General features: G+C 72.6%; 18 protein-coding genes. 5 read left to right on the forward strand and 13 right to left on the reverse strand.

What is annotated here, in order from left to right:
- Positions 1 to 143: 143 nt before the first annotated feature.
- Both OHA58_RS19785 and OHA58_RS19790 read right to left on the reverse strand, forming a co-directional pair.
- Positions 144 to 845: a copper homeostasis protein CutC gene (locus OHA58_RS19785; protein WP_405480291.1), complete on the reverse strand. Its 702-nt coding sequence runs from the start codon at positions 843 to 845 to the stop codon at positions 144 to 146.
- Between the two features lie 130 nt (positions 846 to 975).
- Positions 976 to 1941 (reverse strand): hypothetical protein, encoded by a 966-nt coding sequence (locus tag OHA58_RS19790; protein ID WP_405480293.1) that lies wholly within the window; start codon positions 1939 to 1941, stop codon positions 976 to 978.
- Between the two features lie 205 nt (positions 1942 to 2146).
- Here OHA58_RS19790 and OHA58_RS19795 point away from each other — a divergent pair, with 205 nt between their 5' ends.
- Positions 2147 to 4423, forward strand: coding sequence for a heavy metal translocating P-type ATPase (locus OHA58_RS19795; RefSeq protein WP_405480295.1), 2277 nt, complete (start codon positions 2147 to 2149; stop codon positions 4421 to 4423).
- Between the two features lie 56 nt (positions 4424 to 4479).
- Here OHA58_RS19795 and OHA58_RS19800 read toward each other — a convergent pair whose 3' ends face one another.
- Together OHA58_RS19800 and OHA58_RS19805 are read right to left on the reverse strand one after the other, a co-directional pair.
- The gene (locus OHA58_RS19800; RefSeq protein ID WP_405480297.1) at positions 4480 to 6132 is read right to left on the reverse strand and encodes a DNA repair helicase XPB; all 1653 of its coding nucleotides are present in this window, start codon (positions 6130 to 6132) and stop codon (positions 4480 to 4482) included.
- Positions 6133 to 6250: 118 nt separating this feature from the next.
- The gene (locus tag OHA58_RS19805) at positions 6251 to 8776 is read right to left on the reverse strand and encodes a helicase-associated domain-containing protein (protein WP_405480299.1); all 2526 of its coding nucleotides are present in this window, start codon (positions 8774 to 8776) and stop codon (positions 6251 to 6253) included.
- A gap of 141 nt (positions 8777 to 8917) precedes the next feature.
- Here OHA58_RS19805 and OHA58_RS19810 point away from each other — a divergent pair, with 141 nt between their 5' ends.
- Positions 8918 to 9931 (forward strand): hypothetical protein, encoded by a 1014-nt coding sequence (locus OHA58_RS19810; RefSeq protein ID WP_405480300.1) that lies wholly within the window; start codon positions 8918 to 8920, stop codon positions 9929 to 9931.
- Positions 9932 to 9943: 12 nt separating this feature from the next.
- On the opposite strand, the gene OHA58_RS19815 is transcribed toward OHA58_RS19810, so the two are convergent.
- Genes OHA58_RS19815 through OHA58_RS19830 form a run of 4 tightly spaced genes read right to left on the reverse strand, consistent with a single transcriptional unit; the run spans position 9944 to position 13828 of the window.
- Positions 9944 to 10921 (reverse strand): ABC transporter substrate-binding protein, encoded by a 978-nt coding sequence (locus OHA58_RS19815; protein ID WP_405480301.1) that lies wholly within the window; start codon positions 10919 to 10921, stop codon positions 9944 to 9946.
- Positions 10918 to 11757 (reverse strand): ABC transporter ATP-binding protein, encoded by an 840-nt coding sequence (locus OHA58_RS19820; RefSeq protein ID WP_405480303.1) that lies wholly within the window; start codon positions 11755 to 11757, stop codon positions 10918 to 10920. The genes OHA58_RS19815 and OHA58_RS19820 overlap by 4 nt, the downstream gene beginning before the upstream one ends.
- Positions 11754 to 12815, reverse strand: a complete 1062-nt coding sequence (locus OHA58_RS19825) for a FecCD family ABC transporter permease (RefSeq protein WP_405480304.1) — start codon at positions 12813 to 12815, stop codon at positions 11754 to 11756. The genes OHA58_RS19820 and OHA58_RS19825 overlap by 4 nt, the downstream gene beginning before the upstream one ends.
- Positions 12812 to 13828: a FecCD family ABC transporter permease gene (locus OHA58_RS19830; RefSeq protein ID WP_405480305.1), complete on the reverse strand. Its 1017-nt coding sequence runs from the start codon at positions 13826 to 13828 to the stop codon at positions 12812 to 12814. The genes OHA58_RS19825 and OHA58_RS19830 overlap by 4 nt, the downstream gene beginning before the upstream one ends.
- A gap of 56 nt (positions 13829 to 13884) precedes the next feature.
- On the opposite strand from OHA58_RS19830, the gene OHA58_RS19835 reads away from it, so the two are divergent.
- Positions 13885 to 14541: an HAD family hydrolase gene (locus OHA58_RS19835; RefSeq protein WP_405480306.1), complete on the forward strand. Its 657-nt coding sequence runs from the start codon at positions 13885 to 13887 to the stop codon at positions 14539 to 14541.
- Here OHA58_RS19835 and OHA58_RS19840 read toward each other — a convergent pair.
- Complete coding sequence (locus tag OHA58_RS19840) at positions 14520 to 14801, reverse strand: hypothetical protein (protein WP_376260483.1); 282 nt, start codon at positions 14799 to 14801, stop codon at positions 14520 to 14522. The two genes, OHA58_RS19835 and OHA58_RS19840, sit on opposite strands and share 22 nt — an antisense overlap.
- Positions 14802 to 14955: 154 nt before the next feature.
- Here OHA58_RS19840 and OHA58_RS19845 point away from each other — a divergent pair, with 154 nt between their 5' ends.
- Positions 14956 to 15339: a cold-shock protein gene (locus OHA58_RS19845; protein ID WP_116512381.1), complete on the forward strand. Its 384-nt coding sequence runs from the start codon at positions 14956 to 14958 to the stop codon at positions 15337 to 15339.
- A 167-nt stretch (positions 15340 to 15506) separates the two neighbouring features.
- Here the strand turns inward: OHA58_RS19845 and OHA58_RS19850 are convergent, their stop codons facing one another.
- The 4 genes from OHA58_RS19850 to OHA58_RS19865 all read right to left on the reverse strand — a co-directional run bounded on the left by OHA58_RS19850 (position 15507) and on the right by OHA58_RS19865 (position 19014).
- Positions 15507 to 16364 carry a 1,4-dihydroxy-6-naphthoate synthase gene (locus OHA58_RS19850; RefSeq protein WP_405480309.1) on the reverse strand — a complete coding sequence of 286 codons (858 nt, stop codon included), beginning with the start codon at positions 16362 to 16364 and terminating at the stop codon, positions 15507 to 15509.
- On the reverse strand, positions 16361 to 17068 hold the full coding sequence (locus tag OHA58_RS19855) for a futalosine hydrolase (protein WP_405480310.1): 708 nt from the start codon (positions 17066 to 17068) through the stop codon (positions 16361 to 16363). Before OHA58_RS19855 ends, OHA58_RS19850 begins: the two co-directional genes overlap by 4 nt.
- Complete coding sequence (locus tag OHA58_RS19860) at positions 17038 to 17514, reverse strand: DUF2771 domain-containing protein (protein WP_405480312.1); 477 nt, start codon at positions 17512 to 17514, stop codon at positions 17038 to 17040. Before OHA58_RS19860 ends, OHA58_RS19855 begins: the two co-directional genes overlap by 31 nt.
- 102 nt (positions 17515 to 17616) lie before the next feature.
- Positions 17617 to 19014: an MFS transporter gene (locus OHA58_RS19865; RefSeq protein ID WP_405480314.1), complete on the reverse strand. Its 1398-nt coding sequence runs from the start codon at positions 19012 to 19014 to the stop codon at positions 17617 to 17619.
- Positions 19015 to 19349: 335 nt separating this feature from the next.
- Between OHA58_RS19865 and OHA58_RS19870 the strand changes: the two genes are divergently transcribed.
- Entirely contained in the window at positions 19350 to 20273 is a 924-nt protein-coding gene (locus OHA58_RS19870) for a DUF3027 domain-containing protein (RefSeq protein ID WP_405480315.1), read from the forward strand.
- Positions 20274 to 20295 lie beyond the last annotated feature (22 nt).

A 20295-nucleotide genomic window follows, 5' to 3' on the forward strand; every position in this document is an offset into this window, starting at 1 on the left:
CGCGGCGTCTGGCACGCACATCTGCGGCGTTGTCGTCGGTTGCCGACGCTCCGCGTCGACGCCCTCCTCCGCCTTGCAGATGTGCGTGCCAGACGCCGCGGGGCCCGCCCTCCGGGCGGACGGCGGGAATTTGAAGACAGGCCCTAGATCCCGATCCCCGCGTCGACCGCTTCCCGCCACGTGCGGACCGCGTCCGTCGACACCGGGGCCGTCCAGCCCTGGGGGCGGGCCGCGCCGCCGATGTGGAAGGCGTCGATGCCTGCCGCCTTCAGGCGCGGCAGGTGGTCGAGGCGGAGGCCGCCGCCGACCAGGATCCGCTGTTCGTAACCCGGTTCGCCCGAGCGGGCCGCCTCCGCCGCCAGGACGTCGAGCCCGGCGTCCACGCCGTCCGGCGAACCGGCCGTCAGATACGTGTCGAGGCCCGGCGCGTGCGCGAGCTGCTTGCGCAGGGCGTCGCGGTCCGCGGCCCGGTCGATCGCGCGGTGGAAGGTCCAGCGGCAGCCGTCCAGCTCCGCCGTGATCCGTTCGACCGCCGCGAGGTCGGGGCCGCCCGCCGGGTCGAGGAAGCCGAGCACGAACTCGTCGGCCCCCTCCGCGCGCAGCCCGCGCGCGGTCTCGGCCAGCGCGTCCAGGTCGCCCGCCGCGAAACCGTCCGCGAGCCGGATCATGACCCGCAGCGAGATGCCGACGGCCGCGCGGATCCGGCCGAACGTCTCGCGCGACGGGGTGAGCCCGTCCGCCGCCATGTCGGTGACCAGCTCAAGCCGGTCGGCCCCTCCTGCCTGGGCCGCGACGGCGTCCTCGGCGCCGAGCGCGATCACCTCCAGGACTGCACGCTTGCTCATGGGACCCCTTTGTCGGTTACGAAGGCGGGTGCGGGTGGCGGCCGGGCCCCCGGCCCTGTCGTCACAACAGGCCCTAGAGGTCTAGTCCAATAGGTCAGCCTACGCGCAGACGGCCCGTGCCGACAGGTGATCAGTGGCCGTGCTCCTTTGGATGATCACCCGCGCTCTGCCCGGCGTGCACCGTGAATTCCGCCGTCCGCACGGTGCCGTTGTGCTTGAAGTCCAGGAAGAGGCGGTACGTCCCATTGCTGGGCGCCGTCGCCGTGAACGACACCTCCGGCCCCGGCCCGCCCTTGTTCGGGTGCACGTGGAGGTACGCGAGGTCGCCGGAGCGCAGGGCGACCAGGTGCCCGTACGAGCCGAGATAGGGCTGGAGGTCGGTGACCGGCTTCCCGTTCCTCGCGACGCTCAGGGTCAGCTCGCTCGCCGAGCCCGCGCCGAGGCCGCCGCCCAGCCGCACCTCGTAGCCGTCGCCGGCGTCGGCGGTCCGGGAGGCCGCCGGAAGGTCCCGGGGCGCGTACTTTCCGGCGACCGCCAGGTCCGCCCCGAGGGTGAGGCCCGCCTTCTCCGCCTGCGGGGTGAAGTCGGCGAAGACGCGGTAACCGCCCGCCTTCGGCAGCTCGACCGGCGTCTTCCAGGTGCCGTCGGCCGCGCGGGCCGGATGCAGATGGCGGTAGACCGTGAGGTCCCGCGAGGCCACGATCAGGTGCAGCTGCTTGCCATGCTCCGTCCTGTACGCGGTGACCTTGCGGCCCGTGTCGTCCTTCGTGATCGCGAAACTCAGCTCGGTGCGCTCGCCGGCGGCCGCGATGTGCCGGGTCCGCAGGTCGAGCGTGTAGCCGCGCTCGGAGATCTGCAGCCCGCCCGGGACGGCGGCGGCCCCGGCGGCCGATGTGCCGTGGCCGGCGTGCCCGTCCTGCGCTTTCTCCGTTTCCTGCGCTTCCTGCGCTTCCTTCGCATGTCCTCCCGCCGCGTGCCCTGCCGTCTTCTGTTCGCCCGCGGTGACGGGGTCCACGCCCCTGCCCACCCCGTACGCGGTGCCGAAGGTCGCGGCGACGGCGGCTGCGAAGGCGGTGATCTTCAGTCCGGTCTTCATGACGGCTCCTGGTGTGCGGACGTGCGGACGTGCGGACGTGCGGACGGTGTCGGTGTCCGGCGGCTGATAGGTAGACCATACCCCTGGGGGGTATGAAGTCAAGCGGTGGGAACGCTTGCGTCAGATACCCCCCATAGGTATAGATTGGATCTCGTAAGCGATACCCGCCCCGGGTACCGGAGCAGACCGCAACCGAGGAGGCCTCATGTCGGCGCATCCAGCCGTCACCGCGCCCTCCGCCGCCCAGGCGGCAGAGGTGGAACTCGCCATCGGCGGCATGACGTGTGCCTCGTGCGCCGCCCGGATCGAGAAGAAGCTGAACCGGATGGACGGCGTGGAGGCGACCGTCAACTACGCGACGGAGAAGGCGAAGGTCACCTTCGCCGACGGGGTGGCGGTGGCCGACCTGATCGCCACGGTCGAGGCCACCGGGTACACGGCCCAGGAGCCGCCCCGGACCGTCGGGGAAAAGGCGGAGGAAGCGGAGTCGGACGCGTCGGCCGACCCGCTCGCGCCGCTCCGGCAGCGACTGGTCACCGCCGTCGTGCTCGCCGTACCCGTCGTGGCGATGGCGATGGTCCCCGCCCTCCAGTTCGAGTACTGGCAGTGGCTGTCCCTCACGCTGACGGCGCCCGTCGTGACGTACGCGGCCTGGCCCTTCCACAAGGCCGCCTTCACCAACGCGCGCCACGGCGCCGCGACCATGGACACCCTCATCTCCGTCGGCACGTCGGCCGCGTTCCTCTGGTCGGTGTGGGCGCTCTTCTTCGGAACCGCCGGCATGCCCGGCATGACGCACGCCTTCGAGCTGACCATCGCCCGCAGCGACGGCGGCGGGAACATCTACCTGGAGGCCGCCGCCGGAGTCACCGCCTTCATCCTCGCCGGGCGCTACTTCGAGGCCAGGTCCAAGCGGAAGGCCGGTGCGGCACTCAAGGCGCTGCTCGAACTCGGCGCCAAGAACGTCACGCTGGTGCGCGAGGGCGGACGTGAAGAGACCGTCCCCGTAAGCGAGTTGAAGGTCGGCGACCGGTTCCTCGTGCGGCCCGGCGAGAAGATCGCCACCGACGGGGCCGTGGTCGAGGGCGCGTCCGCCGTGGACGCCTCGATGCTGACCGGCGAGTCCGTGCCCGTGGAGGTCGCCGTCGAGGACGCCGTCACCGGCGCGACGCTGAACGTCGGCGGACGCCTCGTCGTCGAGGCCACCCGCGTCGGCGCCGACACCCAACTCGCCCGTATGGCACGCCTCGTGGAGGACGCGCAGAACGGCAAGGCGGCGGCGCAGCGCCTCGCCGACAGGATCTCCGCCGTGTTCGTGCCGGTCGTCATCGGGCTCGCGCTGGCCACGCTCGGGTTCTGGCTCGGCAACGGCGCCGGGATCACCGCCGCCTTCACCGCGGCCGTCGCCGTCCTCATCATCGCCTGCCCCTGCGCCCTGGGCCTCGCCACACCGACGGCGCTGATGGTCGGCACGGGGCGCGGCGCGCAGCTCGGCATCCTCATCAAGGGCCCGGAGGTCCTGGAGACCACGCGCGCGGTCGACACGATCGTCCTGGACAAGACCGGAACGGTCACGACCGGCCGGATGACGCTGCTCGCCACGCACGTGGCGGACGGCACGGACACGGGTGAAGTCCTGCGTGTCGCGGGGGCGTTGGAGCACTCCTCGGAGCACCCGATCGCGCAGGCGATCACCGACGGGGCCCGCGAGAAGGTGGGCGAGCTCGGCGCCGTCGAGGACTTCGCCAACCTTCCCGGGCTCGGCGTGCAGGGCATCGTGGACGGCCACGCCGTACTCGTCGGCCGGGTAAAGCTGCTTGCCGAGTGGGAGATCCGGCTGCCGGTGGAGCTGGAGCGGGCCAGGGCGCAGGCCGAGGCGGCGGGGCGTACGGCCGTCGCGGTGGCCTGGGACGGGGAGGCCAGGGCCGTCCTCGAAGTCGCGGACGCGGTGAAGGAGACCAGCGCGGAGGCGGTACGGCGACTGCGGGGCCTGGGCCTGACGCCCATCCTCCTCACCGGCGACAACGAAGCCGTGGCGCGGTCGGTGGCCGCAGAGGTGGGCATCGACGAGGTGATCGCGGAGGTCATGCCGCAGGACAAGGTCGACGTGGTCAAGAGGCTTCAGGGCGAAGGGCGTTCCGTGGCCATGGTCGGCGACGGCGTCAACGACGCGGCCGCCCTGGCGCAGGCCGACCTGGGGCTCGCGATGGGTACGGGCACGGACGCGGCGATAGAGGCCGGCGACCTGACGCTGGTCCGCGGCGACCTGAGGGCGGCGGCCGACGCGATCCGCCTGTCCCGGCGGACGCTGGGGACCATCCGCACCAACCTGTTTTGGGCGTTCGCCTACAACGTCGGCGCGCTGCCGCTGGCCGCGGCGGGACTGCTGAACCCGATGATCGCGGGCGCGGCCATGGCGTTCTCATCGGTGTTCGTCGTGGGCAACAGCCTGCGGCTGAGGAACTTCAGGCCGCAGGCGTAGGAGCAAGCAATGAGGGCCCGTCCACACACGGTGGACGGGCCCTCACCCTTGACCGTTCAGCTGCCCTGCCCGCCCGCGAGGAGTTCGTCGGAGTCGATGATGCGGTACGCGTAGCCCTGCTCGGCGAGGAAGCGCTGGCGGTGGGCCGCGAAGTCCTGGTCGATGGTGTCGCGGGCGACGACGGAGTAGAAGCGGGCCTCGTGCCCGTCGGCCTTCGGGCGCAGGACCCGGCCGAGGCGCTGGGCCTCCTCCTGCCGGGACCCGAAGGTGCCGGACACCTGGATCGCGACCGTGGCCTCGGGCAGGTCGATGGAGAAGTTGGCGACCTTGGACACGACGAGGACGGAGATCTCGCCGTTGCGGAACGCGTCGAAGAGCTTCTCGCGCTGGGCGTTGCTGGTCTCGCCCTTGATGACGGGGGCGTCCAGATGCTCGCCGAGCTCGTCGAGCTGGTCGATGTACTGCCCGATGACGAGGGTCTGCTCACCCTGGTGCTTACGCACGAGGGCCTCCGTCACCTTCCGCTTGGTCGCCGTCGTGGCGCAGAAGCGGTACTTCTCCTCGGCCTCCGCGGTCGCGTAGGCGAGCCGCTCGCTGTCGGTGAGATTGACGCGCACCTCGACACAGTCGGCGGGGGCGATGTAGCCCTGGGCCTCGATCTCCTTCCACGGAGCGTCGAAGCGCTTGGGCCCGATCAGCGAGAAGACGTCCGACTCGCGCCCGTCCTCACGCACCAGCGTCGCGGTGAGGCCGAGGCGCCGCCGGGCCTGGAGGTCGGCGGTGAACTTGAAGACGGGCGCGGGCAGCAGATGCACCTCGTCATAGATCACGAGCCCCCAGTCGCGGGAGTCGAAGAGCTCCAGATGCGGATAGATGCCCTTCCGCTTCGTGGTCAGGACCTGATACGTGGCGATGGTGACGGGCCGGATCTCCTTCTTCGTCCCGCTGTACTCGCCGATCTCGTCCTCGGTCAGGCTCGTCCGCTTGACCAGCTCGTGCTTCCACTGCCGGGCCGAGACCGTGTTGGTGACGAGGATGAGCGTCGTCGCCTTGGCCTCGGCCATCGCACCGGCGCCCACGAGCGTCTTGCCGGCGCCACAGGGCAGCACGACCACGCCGGACCCGCCGTGCCAGAAGCCCTCGACAGCCTGCTTCTGGTACGGGCGCAGCGCCCAGCCGTCCTCCGCGAGATCGATCTGGTGCGCCTCGCCGTCCACGTAACCGGCGAGGTCCTCGGCGGGCCAGCCCAGCTTGAGGAGGGTCTGCTTGATCTGGCCGCGCTCCGAGGGGTGCACGGCGACGGTGTCGGCGTCGATGCGGGTGCCGACCAGCGGGGCCACGCGCTTGGAGCGGAGGATCTCCTCGAGGACCGGCCGGTCCGTGGTGGTCAGGACGAGGCCGTGCGCCGGGTGCTTGGACAGCGTGAGACGCCCGTACCGGTCCATGGTCTCGGCGATGTCGACCAGGAGCGCGTGCGGGACGGGGTAGCGGCTGTACTCGACGAGGGCGTCCACGACCTGCTCGGCGTCGTGGCCGGCGGCCCGCGCGTTCCACAGCCCCAGCGGCGTCAGCCGGTAGGTGTGGATGTGCTCCGGGGCGCGCTCCAGCTCGGCGAAGGGCGCGATGGCGCGACGGCAGGCGTCGGCCTGGTCGTGGTCGACCTCCAGGAGCAGCGTCTTGTCACTCTGGACGATGAGCGGTCCGTTCACGTGTATCCCTTCCACCGCGCTCCGCGAGGCGCGGGGCCAAACGTCCAGTGTGCCGCATGACGCGTACGAACCGCGTACGGTCGGTCGCCGACGGGACGTGGGGGCACGGACCCCGGCGTCAGGCCTCGGCCTCCAGCTCGGCCACCCCGGTCACGCGGTGCAGCGGATACGTCCGGACCTCGTCCGCGGTGTGGTCGTACGCGGTGACGAACCCGCCCTCCACCCGGATCGGGGCGATGACGCGCTGGCTGGCGGAGCCCTCCGCGTTCACATAGCCGATCCACACGGCCTCACCGGTCAGGACGGCCGCCTGCATCGTGGCCAGCGTGTCCGCCGCGCTGGTGCGGGGAAGCGCCCCGCTCTGCTCGCCCGGCGCGTGCTTGCGCGGGGTCGTGGAGGCGAGGTCACCCGCGCGGATCGCGCGCACGGCGGCGGTCAGGAGCGTGCCGTCCGGAACCGGCGGCCCCTCCGGGACGGGCTCGGGGGCGCTGCGCGGCGGAGTGCGGCGGGCGTGGGCGCGGGTGATCAGCACATCGCCCTCGGGACTCTCCGCCGCGGGCGCGAACCCCATCTGACGCAGGCCCTCCAGGAGCGCCGCGGGATCGGCCTGCGCGGCGAGGACGGTCGGCGCGAGCCGCCGCAGGCGCAGGCCGGCCGAGCGCTTGTCGGCGAGGATCTCGCCCAGGAGTACGTCGTCGTCGCAGCGCACATACGCGGAGGCGGCGCCGATGCGCAGATGCCCGTGCTTACGGGCCACGTCGTCGATGAGGTACGCGAGGGGCTGCGGCACGGGCGTACGGGAGTGCGTGTTCAGGAAGTCGTGCAGGTCGGAGGCGGTGCGCCCGGAGTCGAGGGCGCGCCGTACGGACCCGGGCGTGAACCGGTAGACGGTCGCCCCGCCCTTGGACTCGACGTCGGCGAGGACGGAGAGCGCCTCGGCGAGCGGCCGTTCCAGGGGGCCGGGGGCGACGGCGGTCAGGTCGGCCTGGAGAAGGACATGGTCCAGAGGCTCGGGCAGCAGCGGCGCGAGCAGAGCGACAGCGGCCGCCTCCGCCGAAGTGGCAGCACCGCCCACGCCGTCAAGAAGCGTCCGCCCGTGCTCGGACAGGGCACCCCGCCCGGTGACGCCGAGCAGCTCCGCCTCCGTGAGGGTCCACCGGGCGATGCGGGCGCGCAGGTCGTCGGTGTCACCGGCGTCGTCGGAGGAGGCGGCGGCGCTGCGCAGGGGCCGCTCCCAGCGGAGCCGGGCGAGCAGGGTCCCGGGGTCCGGGGAGGCGCCCTCGGGGAGCTCGGACAGGAGCGCGAGCACGCGGCGGCGGACCTCGGGAGCGGCGGAGCGGTCGAGGTGCGGCCCGAGCGCGGAGAGGGTGCGCCCGGCGGCGGCTGCGGCGACGGCGCCGTCGCGCCCGCCGACCAGGCCGGACGTGCGGGTGGCGGGGAGCCAGGCGGCGACGAGCCGGACCCAGCGCTCGGCGGCGGGCTGCTCCAGCCAGTTGTCGTAGGCGGGCGTCGCGGCGTACTGCTCGTCGGCCTCGCCGTCGGAGGCGATGAGCCCGGCGGCGTAGGCGAGTTCGACCCAGAACGCGGCGAGGGGCTCGGTGGTGTCGAGGGCGGCGGCGGTGCGCTTGAGGTCCCGCACGCTGAGCCCGCCGGCCCGGAGGACGGCGGGCCCGCCCTCGTCCCAGTCCTTGAGGAGTTCCTCGACGGTGGCGAGCGCGGTGTAGGCCTGCCCGGCGGCGGTCGCGTTCACGACGGCGGCCCGGTGGGTGGCGGCCGGGTCCACGGCGGGAGGTACGGGTTCCAGGGCGCGGTGGGCGCGTCCGCCGCGCAGATGGAGGGCGGCCTCGCGGGGCAGGACGACGGTTCCGGGGGCCGTGGGCAGCAGGAGGCCGCGGTCGAGGAGCCAGCGCAGATGGGCGGCGGGTTCGGCGGTGACCTGGCCGTAGGGCGGGCCCCAGACGAGCCGGGAGAGGACCTCGACGGCGTCCGCGGGCGCTTCGTCGAGGAGAGCCGACATGCGGGGCCGGTCGGTGAAGAGCGCGGTCAGCGAGGCGACGGCGGAGACCGGGTCGTGCGTGGAGGGGAGGCCCGCGGCCGTCACGATCTCCTGGATGCGGCCGGGGGACATGCCCGCGGTGGCCTCGGCGACCGTCGGGCCGAGACCCGTGGGGGAGGGCCGCTGGGGCGCGGGGGCGAGCAGCTCACGGGCGGTGCGCACGAGGCGGAGCCGGTCGTCGGGCCCCCAGAGCAGGGCCTGTTCGCGCAGGGCGGCGACGGCGTGCGGCAGGGCAGCGGAGACCGTACGGGCGTCCATGCCCGCGTCGTCCCCTTCGTCGCCGGCGAGCAGGGCCAGGAGCGTGCCGTACGTGGTGGGTTCCGGGGCGACGGCCAGGGCTTCCGCGGTCTGGAGCGTGAAGCGGTCCAGGTGTTCGAGCGCGCGGATCACGGAGGCGCGGGTGCCCGCGCGGGTGGCCAGCTGGGTGAGGTCGCTCGGGACGGGGCTGAGCAGATCGGGGCGGGCGCGCAGGAGTGCGCCGAGGGAGGCGTCGTCGCGGGCGCGCAACGCCTCGGCGAGGGACCGGGGGGCCGTACTCCCCGCCCCGCTTCCGTCCTCGGCGGCGCGGTCCGGCTCGTGAGTGCTCATCCGGGCCACGGTAGCGCCTGACCGGCCCGGCGGGCGGCGGCCCCGCTGGGCCCGGAAGAGGCCCCCGGTGCCGGGCCGGGCACGGTAACGTCGTAAAACGGGTGAACGAACCGTCAACACCACCACCCCGGAGGGGACTTCGTGGGGATCGAGAGCGATCAGCTCGTCTTCGACTATCTGAGCCGGGTCGGCGACCTGGCCCAGCAGCGTCAGTTGCCCTCCGGCACCCGGATGCGCCTGGTGTCGGAGCTGCGCAACGAGATCGAGGCGCGGCGCGCGAAGACGACGGTGGACAGTCCGGCGGCGGTGCGCCGGATTTTGGAACGCCTCGGCTCGCCGGACGAGGTGGTCACGGGCGCGGGCACGGGCCGCAGTTCGGCGCAGCCGGAGGCGCCGCGGGCGGCGGTGCCCGTGCAGCGGTCGAAGGAGCAGCGGCCCAAGGAGCCGCGCCCGAAGGGCCTGCGGAGGATCGTGCCGGGCCCGCGCGCGGAGCCGCAGGAGGACGAGACGCCGAGGGACGCGCCGTCGCCGCCGCATCTGGCGGGGACGGACGAGCTGGGGGAGCCGGGTTCGGAGCCGGACTGGTGGCGGGTGGACAGCAGCCCGTTCGGAGTCGCGGACAGCGTGCCGGGGTTCGTGGGCGGCGTGGAGATCCCGGAGATACTCAGGCCGCCGGGCAAGGACGACCCGCGACTGCCCAGGGCACGCCGGGCCGAGGCCGATGCGGAGGAAGAACTCCCGGACGACGAGCCGGAGACGGGAGCGGAGAAGGGCACGGAGAAGGCGTCCGGAGGGCGCCGCCTCCCGTCCCTGCCCGGCTGGTCGAACCCGCTGCTGCTGCTCGCCGCCGCACTCCTGGTCGCCGGCGCGGTCATGGGCAACTGGTTCGCGCTGGGCCTCGGCTGGATCATCGCGTACGCGTCGCGGCGGCTGAGCGAGGGCGAGTCGAAGGTGGCCGTGCTGTGGCTGCCGGGGCTTGCGGTGACGGCCGGGCTCGTGTGGCTGTGGGGCCGTAACACCGGGCGGTGGGGCGAGCCGATCGCGGACGGGCGGATGAGCGACGCGATCGGCACGACGTGGCCGTGGGTGGTGCGGGGTGCGGCCGTCGCCTCCGCGCTCTTCGTGGTGTGGAGATCGCAGCGGCAACGGCCGTAAGGGAGAAGCCTGTTACGCGGTCAGGTCCTTCTGGAACTCGTCGAGGATCCGGTGCGCGGCGGTGTAGCCGATGCCCGCGATCCACAGGTTGTCGTCGACCTTGAAGACCTTGCCGTCCCTGGACGCCTTGAGGTTCTTCCACAGGCCGCTCTTCATCGTCCCGGTCGTCTTGGCCTTGCCCGGGTCGCCGTAGGTCGAGGTGAAGATGACGTCCGCGTCGGCGAGGTCGATCTTCTCGGGGCTCACGTCGTACGAGAACCCGTCCTTGGCCTTGTCGGTGATGGCGGGGCGGCCCACGCCGAGGTCGCCGAGGATCGAGCCGATGTAGTTCTGCTTGCCGTAAATGCGGATGTCCGCGCCTTCGACGAAGCGGACGAAGTTGATGTCCGTCGCGGCGGCCTTCTCCTTGCCGCCGATCGCGGTGGTCACCTTCGCGACGTGCGCGTCGTAGTCGGCGACGACCTTCTTCGCCTCGGCCTTGCGGCCGAGCGCGTCGGCGTGGACCTGGAAGTTCTCCTTCCAGGCGGTGCCGGTGGACTCCGTCATCACGGTCGGGGCGATGGCGCTGAGCTGCTTGTAGCGTGCGCCGTCGCGGACCTTGCTGGTGAGGATGAGGTCGGGCTTGAGGGCGGCGACGGCCTCCATATCGGGGTTGGCGATCTCGCCGACCTCCTTGATGCCCTTCACCTCGTCTCCAGGCAGGTAGGACGGGAAGCCCTCCTCCGTCGCCGCGTGGGTCGCGCCGACGGGTTTCACGCCGAGGGTGAGCGCGGAGTCGAGCTCGCCGGTGTCCAGGACGACGACGCGGGTGGGGTGTTCGGGCACCTTCACGTCACCCATCGCCGTACTGACGGTGTGCGTCTTCGGGGATGTCGAGGCGGCGGCGTCGGAGCCGGAGTCCCCGTCGGACGAGCCGCAGGCGGTCAGGGCCAGGGCGCCGGTCAGGGCGAGTGCTCCGGCGGTCAGGGCGGGGCGGGCGCTGCGGGTCATGAGGCTGCCTCTCGGGAAAGGGAGTCGGACGGGGCGCCGGCCCGGGCGTCGGCCTGCCAGGGCGCGCCGGGGACGATCAGCGGGGATCCGGTCACCGGGTCGGGGACGACCACGCAGTCCAGGCCGAACACCTCCCGTACGAGATCCGCCGTGACGACCTCGGCGGGCGGGCCCTCGGCGACGATGCGGCCGGACTTCATGGCGACGAGATGGTCGGCGTAGCGCGCCGCCTGGTTGAGGTCGTGCAGGACGAGGACGACGGTGCGGTCCTTGTCGTGGTTCAACTGGCGTACGAGGTCGAGGACTTCGACCTGGTGGGCGATGTCGAGATACGTCGTCGGCTCGTCCAGGAGCAGCAGTTCGGTCTCCTGGGCGAGCGCCATGGCGATCCAGACGCGCTGGCGCTGGCCGCCGGAGAGCTCGTCGACGGAGCGGTCGGCGAGGGCCGCGACGTCGGTGCGTTCCATGGCCTCGGTGACGGCGCGCTCGTCGGCGTCGGACCACTGCTGCCACCAGTGCTGGTGGGGCTGGCGGCCGCGGGCCACGAGGTCGGCGACGGTGATCGCCTCGGGCGCCACGGGCGTCTGCGGCAGCAGCCCGATCTGCTGGGCGATCTTCTTGGTGGGCAGCTTGGTGAGGGCTTCGCCGTCGAGGAGCACGGAGCCGCTCCTCGGCTTGAGGAGCCGGCCGAGAGCGCGCAGCGTGGTCGACTTGCCGCAGGCGTTGGGTCCGACGATGACGGTGACGCGGCCGTCGGGGACGGCCAGGTCGAGGTCGTGGACGACGGTGCGGTCCTCGTAGGCGAGGGTGAGCGCGCTGGTGCTGAGCCGGGTCACCGGTTTCCTCCCGTACGGCTGCGGACGATGAGCCAGATCAGGTACGGCGCCCCGACGGCGGCCGTGAGGACACCCACCGGGAGTTCGGTGGGGGAGAACAGGCGCCGGGCCAGCAGGTCGGCCACGACGACGATGAACGCGCCCAGGAGCGCCGAGCACAGGAGCGGGATCTGGGCGGTGCGGGTCACACGGCGGGCGATCTGCGGGGCCAGGAGCGCGACGAAGTCGACGGGTCCGGCGGCGCCGGTCGCGACGGACGCGAGGACGACGCCCAGGAGTACGAGGCCGAGGCGTACGCGGCCGAGGCGGACGCCGAGCGCGGTCGCCGTGTCGTCGTCCATGGAGACGGTGCGTTGGGCGCGGGCGGCCCACGCCACGAACGGGACGAGGACGAGCAGGGTCCACCCGAGCGGGGCGGCCTCCGCCCAGCCGCGGCCGTTGAGGGAGCCCGTCATCCAGATCTGGGCCTGCTGGGCTACGAGGTAGTCGCCCTTCGTCATGAACAGCGTCGTCACCGACCGCAGCGCGATGGCGAAGCCGATGCCGATGAGGACGAAGCGCGTCGCGTGCAGTCCGCCGCGCCAGGCGAAGGCGTACACGAGGAGCGCGGCGAGGAGGCCGCCGAGTACGGAGAGGTAGGGCAGGACCGCGTACGACGTGACGCCGAACGTCATGGCGCCGACGGTGAGCGCGCTCGCGCCCTGGCTGATGCCGATGATGTCGGGGGACGCCAGCGGGTTGCGGGCGACGGTCTGGATGAGCGCGCCCGCGACGCCGAACGCGGCGCCGACGAGGAGCCCGACGACCATGCGGGGAGCGCGCAGCGTGCCGACGACGAGTTCGTCCGGGGACGGCCGGCCGGTGATGACCCTGAGCACCTCGGCGGGCGCGATGAACGACTCGCCCACGCACAGGTAGGCGAGGCAGGCGGCCGCCAGGAGCACCAGCAGGGACCCGGCGACCACCGCGGCCCTGCGGTGCAGGAGGAACGCGGCGCGGCCCGCGCGGACGACGGAGTACCCGGCCGGGCGGACCCGGGGCGCGGTGGTCGTACTCATGCGGGGACCGCCTTGCGCCGGACCAGGGTGACGAGGAACGGGACGCCGATCAGCGCGGTCATCACACCCGCGGGCACCTCGCTCGGCGGGAAGACGACGCGGCCCACGGTGTCGGAGACGAGAAGCATGACGGGGCCGATGAGGGCCGCCATCGGCAGGACCCAGCGGTGGTCGCTGCCCACGACGGCCCGGGCTATGTGCGGAACGGCCAGGCCGATGAAGGCGATCGGTCCCGCGGCGGCCACCCCGATGCCGGTGAGGACGGTCGCGCCGAGGCCGCCGACGATCCGTACGGTCGCGACCCGCTGGCCGAGTCCCTTGGCGACGTCCTCGCCGAGCGCGAGCGCGTCGAGGCCGCGGGCGACGGACAGCACGAGAAGTACGCCGACGACGAGGAACGGCCAGATCTGGCCCACGATGTGGGTGTCCCGGCCGGACAGCGAGCCCACCTGCCAGAACCTGAACTCGTCCATGGCGGACGCCTTCGTGGTGAGGACGGCCGTGGTGACGGAGACCAGAAGTGCGTTGATCGCGGCACCGCCGAGCGCGAGTTTCACCGGCGTCGCGCCGCCGCGCCCGCTGGAGGCGATGGCGTAGACGGCGACGGAGGCGAGCGCTGCGCCCGCGAACGCGAACCAGACGTAGCCGGTGAGCGTGTGGATGCCGGCGAAGGCGATCGCGAGGACGACACCGACCGACGCGCCCTGGCTGATGCCGAGGATTCCGGGGTCGGCGATGGGGTTGCGGGTGATGCCCTGGAGGACGGTCCCGGCGAGGGCGAGCGCGGCGCCGACCATCAGGCCGACGAGCGTGCGCGGCAGCCGCAGACCCCTGATGACCTCGGCGTCGTCGCTGTGGCCGCCGTGCACGAGCGCGTCGAGGACCGCGGACGGGGCGATCGCGCGGGCGCCCACGGCGAGGCTGAACAGGACCGCGAGAACGAGGGCCACGAGCGCGGCCGCCGTCCAGACGATGCGTCGCCGCGCGGCGGGGGCGGCTGAGATCTGACCCATGGACCAATCCGAGGTTGGTAAGGCTTAGCTAAGCGGCAATCGTACGCCCAGGCACAATGGCCCTCATGGGTGCATACGAGAGCGCGAACGGATCAGCCACGGGACCGACGGTCGGCTTCGACCTCGACATGACGCTGATCGACTCACGGCCGGGGATCAGAGACACCTGGCTGGAACTCGCCGACCGTACGGGCGCGCAGCTCGACGCCGATCTCATCGTGACCCGGCTCGGCCCGCCGCTGGAGCAGGAGCTCGCGTACTGGTTCCCCGAGGAGCGGATCCCGGAGATGGCCGACCTGTACCGGGAGCTCTACCCGGCGCACGCCATCACCGGGACGTACGCGATGCCGGGCGTGCACGAGGCCGTCGCCGCGGTGCACGCGGCGGGCGGCAGGGCGATCGTCGTCACGGCGAAGTACGAGCCCAACGCGAAGCTCCACCTCGAACACCTGGACATCGCCGCCGACGAGGTCATCGGCAACCTGTGGGCCGAGGGCAAGGCGACGGCGCTGCGCGAGCACGGCGCGTCCGTGTACGTCGGTGACCACACCGGCGACGTGCGCGGCGCCCGCACCGCCGACGCGCTGTCCGTGGCGGTCACGACGGGGCCGTGCGACGCGACGGAGCTGCGCGAGGCCGGCGCGGACGTCGTGCTCGCGGATCTGACGGAGTTCCCCGCCTGGCTGGAGCGCTACGTCGCCGAGCGGGCCTGACGGCGCTGCACGGCGATCCCGCGCAGCACTCCGGCCGCGGAGATCAGGAAGCCGACGCCCATCAGCATGCACACCGCGTAGGCGATGGGCGGGAACGGGTCGGTTCCGAGGAACAGGGGGGCCATCGTGGCCAGGGTGGCCACGGCTCCGACGATGAAGACGATGCCGCCGGCCTTGACGAGGCCGTCGCCGGGTCCGGCGGAATTCGCTTGGGTTTTGTCACGCACCCGACCAGGGTAGTTCCCAGCGCGAAGGAACAATCCGGGTTCCTCGGGCCGTCTTGTCACGGGCTCCTGGGCCATTAGCCTGGTGGCGGCGGGTCGGGTGGCCCGCTGCAGTGCTATCCAGAGCCGTTTCCAGCGCCGTTCTTCATCGCACGAAACGGCATGACGAGTACGAGGACGAGGACTTCACGTGCCTACCGGCAAGGTCAAGTGGTTCAACAGCGAGAAGGGCTTCGGCTTTCTCTCCCGCGACGACGGCGGCGACGTCTTCGTGCATTCCTCCGTACTCCCGGCCGGCGTGGACGCTCTCAAGCCGGGCCAGCGTGTCGAGTTCGGCGTCGTCGCGGGACAGCGCGGCGACCAGGCGCTCTCCGTGACCATCCTCGATCCGACCCCGTCCGTGGCCGCGGCACAGCGCCGCAAGCCGGACGAACTGGCCTCGATCGTCCAGGACTTGACGACGCTCCTCGAGAACATCACGCCGATGCTGGAAAAGGGCCGCTACCCGGACAAGGCCTCCGGCGCGAAGATCGCGGGCCTGCTGCGAGCGGTGGCCGACCAACTGGACGTCTGACCGCCTCTACGGGAACGCGAGCGCACCCCGGCCGAGGGCGGGCACGATCCCCTCGGCCGCCGCGCGCGTGAGGAGGCCGCGGATTGCCGCGGCTCCTCTTTTCTGCCGCCCTCGCGTTGCTTCGCAGGCTTCGGGTGGCTGTGCCGGACTCCGTCCGGCCGTTGCGTTCAGGGGAATGACAGGGCGCCCGGGCCGAGGGCGGGCACGATCCCCTCGGCCGCCGCGCGCGTCAGCAGACCGCGGATTGCCGCGTATCCGTTCTCGCCCAGGTCGGCCGTGAACTCGTTGACATACAGGCCGATGTGCTGGTCCGCCACCGACGGGTCCATCTCCTGGGCGTGCTCCTGGACGTAGGGGCGGGAGGCCTCCGGGTCGTCCCAGGCCATGCGTACCGACGTGCGGACCGCCTCGGCGAGTTGGCGCAGGCGGTCCTCGCCCAGGCTCCGCTTGGCGATGATCGCGCCGAGCGGGATGGGCAGCCCGGTCGTGTTCTCCCAGTGCTCGCCCATGTCGGCGAGGGAGTGCAGGCCGTAGTTCTGGTACGTGAAGCGGGCCTCGTGGATGACGAGTCCGGCGTCGACCTTGCCGTCCCGCACGGCGGGCATGATCTCGTCGAACGGCATCACGACGACCTCGCCGACGCCCCCGGGCACGACGTCCGCGGTCCAGAGGCGGAACAGCAGGTACGCCGTCGACTTCTCGCTGGGGACGGCGACCGTCTTCCCGGTGAGGTCGACGCCCGGCTCGCGGGTGAGCACGAGGGGGCCGCAGCCCCGGCCCAGCGCGCCGCCGCAGGGCAGCAGCGCGTAGTCGTCGAGGACGTACGGCAGGACGGCGTACGACACCTTCAGCACGTCGAATTCGGGGGAGCGGCGCTCGGCGACGCCGTTCGTGATGTCGATGTCGGCGAAGGTCACGTCGAGGGCGGGCGCCCCGGGGACGCGGCCGTGGGCCCACGCGTCGAAGACGAACGTGTCGTTCGGGCAGGGCGAGAAGGCGATCCTGAGATCTTCGGGGTGCGTCATGTGAGGTTCCAACTCTCCAGTACGGGCGCGGACTTCCCGAATGCTTCGGTGAGCGCCGCGAGTGCGTCGCCGATGCGCCAGGCCGCGCGGTCGCGGGGGCCGACGGCGTTGGAGACCGCGCGGATCTCCAGGACGGGCACGCCGTGCGCGGCGGCCGCCTCGGCTACCCCGAAGCCCTCCATCGCCTCGGCGGCGGCGCCGGGGTGACGGCCCAGCAACTCGGCGGCGCGGGCCGAGGTGCCGGTCACGGTGGAGACGGTCAGGACGGTGCCGGTGAGCGCGCCGGTGGCCGCGGCGACGTCCCGTACGAGGGAGGGCGGCGGGAGGTGCGTGACCGTGCCGAAGCCGAGTTCGGTGACGGGCAGGAAGCCGTCGGGGGTCTCGGCGCCCAGGTCGGCGGCGGTCAGCGCGTCGGCGACGACGACGGAGCCGATGGGCGCGTCCGGCTGGAATCCGCCGCCGATCCCGGCGGAGACGACCAGCCGGTACGGCCGCCCCGACAGGGCGGCGGTGGTGAGGGCGGTGGCGGTACCGGCCGCCGCGGCGGCGGGCCCGACGCCCACCGCGACGACATCGACGGCCACGTGCGCGGCGCCCGCCCCGGACAGGCCCCTGGCCACCGCGTCCCGCTCCGCGGGGACGGCGGTGGCGATCAGGACCCGCCCGCGCTCCGTCAGGCGTCCTTCTTGAGCTTGAACGACCACAGGCCGGTCGCGTTCGAGCCGCTGCCCTCGACGATGGAGACCGTCGTGGAGCTGCCCGTGGCGCCGTACTGCTGGTTGAAGAACACGCTGCCCGGGACGGTGCGGTAGGTCTTCTTGCTGGCGTCGGTCAGCGGCTGACCGTTCATCAGCAGGGTCCAGCCCTTGTCCGCGATCTTCGGGTCGACGCCGAACCGGACCGTCGCGTCGGGGTCGACCTTGATGGACTTGATGTCCTTGTCCTTGAGGCAGTCCTTCAGCGCGGAGGCGTCCAGCGCCTTGCCGTCGTTGTAGCAGGCGGCTTCCGACGTCACCGTGGAGCGGCCGACCGTGATGGTCGCCAGCGGCGTCGGCTTGTCGCAGGCCGAGAGGACGAGCAGCCCGGCAGCGACGGCGCCGGCGGCTGCCACGGTGCGGCGGTTGCGCACGGTGAAACGCAGGGAGGTCATGCGGGCAGGCTATCTGGCGGCCCGCACACACTCGCCATGCGGGTACGGCGTGCCGCATGCTCACGCCATCCGGGGTGGATCTCCCGCTCTCCCGGCCGTCCCTCACGCCACGCGGCTGCGTGCCTGGCCGCCGTGGCGCGCGGCGGCCAGCAGGCCCCGTACGGTCGTCAGCCAGCCCGTTCCGACGATCGCCGCGGCGACGCCGAGGCCCAGTGCTCCGTTCAGGGGCAGTGCGATGCCGATGGCGCCGCCGAGGACCCATGCCATCTGGAGGAGGGTCTCGGAGCGGGCGAACGCGGAGTTGCGGACCTCTTCCGGGACGTCGCGCTGGATCAGGGCGTCCAGGGACAGCTTGGAGAGGGCCTGCGCGAACCCGGCGACGGCCGCCAGGCACGCCGTGAGGGCAGCGCTGAAGAACAGCGCGGCCGTGATCGCCACGCCCAGGACCGCTGCCACCACCGTCACGATGATGATCTCCGGCGCTCGTGATTTGAGCCATGCCCCGACGGCCGTGCCCAGCGCGTTGCCCACGCCCGCCGAGATGCCGACGATGCTGAGCGACACGGCGGCGCTCTGCCCCGGCATGGGGTGCTCGCGCAGCAGGAATGCCAGGAAGAAGATCAGGAAGCCGGAGAGGCAGCGCTGCGAGGCGTTGACGAACAGCGCGTGTGTCACGGCCGGGCCGACCGTGCGCAGACCGGGGCGCTTCTGCTTCGTCGTCTCCTTGTGCGGGCCGTGCAGATGCTGCTCGTCGGCCGCGAGGAGCGCTTTCGCCTCGCCCTTCGCGGAGTCCACCTTGTGCGGCAGCTGGAAGGACAGGACCATCCCCGAAATGAAGATCACGAACGCGCCGTAGAGGGGCCAGCGTGGCCCGAGGATCTGGAGCCCGGCGCCGACCGGCGCGGCCACACCGGTGGCGAGGAGCCCGCCAAGCGTCACCCGCGAATTGGCCTTGACCAGGGAGAAGCGGGGTGGCAGCAGGCGCGGCACGACGGCGCTGCGGACCACGCCGTATGCCTTGGACGCCACCAGGACGCCCAGTGCCGCCGGGTACAGCTCCACGCCGCCGCTGATCACCGCCCCGGACAGGACGATCGCGAGCAGCGCCCGCGCCAGCATCGAAGCGGCCATCGCGGCGCGCCGCCCGTGCGGCAGCCGGTCCAGGAGCGGCCCGACGACGGGCGCGAGGATGGTGAAGGGCGCCATCGTGATGCCGAGGTACAGGGCGACGCGCCCGCGCGCCTCGTCCGTCGGCACCGAGAAGAACACCGTGGACGCGAGCGCGATGGTGATCATGACGTCGCCGGCGCCGTTCACCGCGTGCAGTTCGATCAGTTTTCCGAGACCCGACTCGCCCGCGCCGTGCGCGTGGGTCGCTTTGCGGATCCCGCGTGCCGTGCCGGTGAACGGCAGGTGCAGGGCGCGCCCGAGCCCGCGGACCGCCCTGTGTACCGGGCCCGATCCGCCTGCTGCGCGCGAGGACGACCTTGCGGAAGTCACTCAGCCATAGTGCCCCCGGAAGGTGGTGACTAGTGCCGATATCGGCGGAGCGGGTCGCCGGTACGGCCCCCCGGAACCGCCCCGCCGCGTGGTGCAGGACACAGCTACTTGTACGTCGGTGTGGGCGCACGGGCCGGGAGAAGGTAGCGTGCGTAACGCGCCTGCGGCAGCTGTGCTCGGCCGCGCGCCTCTCGGTCATCCCGCAGAATGGGTGATGTAGGTGCGCACGAGGACGTTCGGGCGCGGACGTCGACGCGGCCCCCTGGTCCGCTCCGTCCGTACCCCCGCGCAAGGGTGGCGCACTCGTGAGACGGCGTAGGAGAGAAGCGATACCTGTGAGCGCAGCGACAACGCGAAGCCGCACCCCCGACCGTCTGTGCGCCGAGGCGGTAGGCCTCGCGCGGACCGCGGCCGAGGAGGCCGCCGCGCCAGGAGTCGTGGGCGAGCACGTCGACGTGGTCGTCGAGGGCGACCGGGTCGTCACGCATCTCTTCGAGTGCATGGAGTTCGGCTACCGCGGCTGGCGGTGGGCCGTGACGGTCGCGCGGGCCTCCCGCGCCAAGGTCGTCACCCTCGACGAGACGGTTCTGCTCCCCGGCCCCGACGCGCTCCTCGCCCCCGAGTGGGTGCCGTGGAGCGAGCGGCTGCGGCCCGGCGACATGGGCCCCGGGGACCTGCTCCCGACCGACGCCGAGGATCTTCGGCTCGAGCCCGGCTATTCGGGTGAGGACGCCCCGCCGCCGAACTCCGTGGTGTCCGAGGAGATGGCCGAACTCGTCGAGGCGGAGGACGCCGAGCTGACGGTGGGACCGCCCGCGGAACTGCCCGTAGCGCCCGAGCGCGGCTCCATCGCGTCGGTCGCCGAGGAGCTCGGCATGCGGCGCGCCCGGGTCCTGTCCCGGTACGGCCTCCACATCGCGGCCGACCGCTGGGACGAGGCGTACGGGGCGAAGACGCAGATGGCCCAGGCGGCGCCCGCCACCTGCGTGTCCTGCGGATTCCTCGCCCCGATCGGCGGCTCGCTCGGCCAGGCCTTCGGCGTCTGCGGCAACGAGTTCTCCCCGGCGGACGGCCGGGTCGTCTCCCTCTCGTACGGCTGCGGCGGCCACTCCGAGGCGGCCGTCATGCCGAAGCCCCCGCGCCCGGCCCCGCCGGTGATCGACGAGACGCGAGTGGACCCGTTCCCGCTCCGCCCGGCGGCGGACTCGGGCTCGGTCCCGAGCGCCCCGGACGGCACGGAGGACCTGGGGCACTCGTAGCCCTCGCAGCTCTCCTCACCCC

The organism is Streptomyces sp. NBC_00009, from assembly GCF_045040855.1.
Taxonomy (GTDB): domain Bacteria; phylum Actinomycetota; class Actinomycetes; order Streptomycetales; family Streptomycetaceae; genus Streptomyces; species Streptomyces aureus.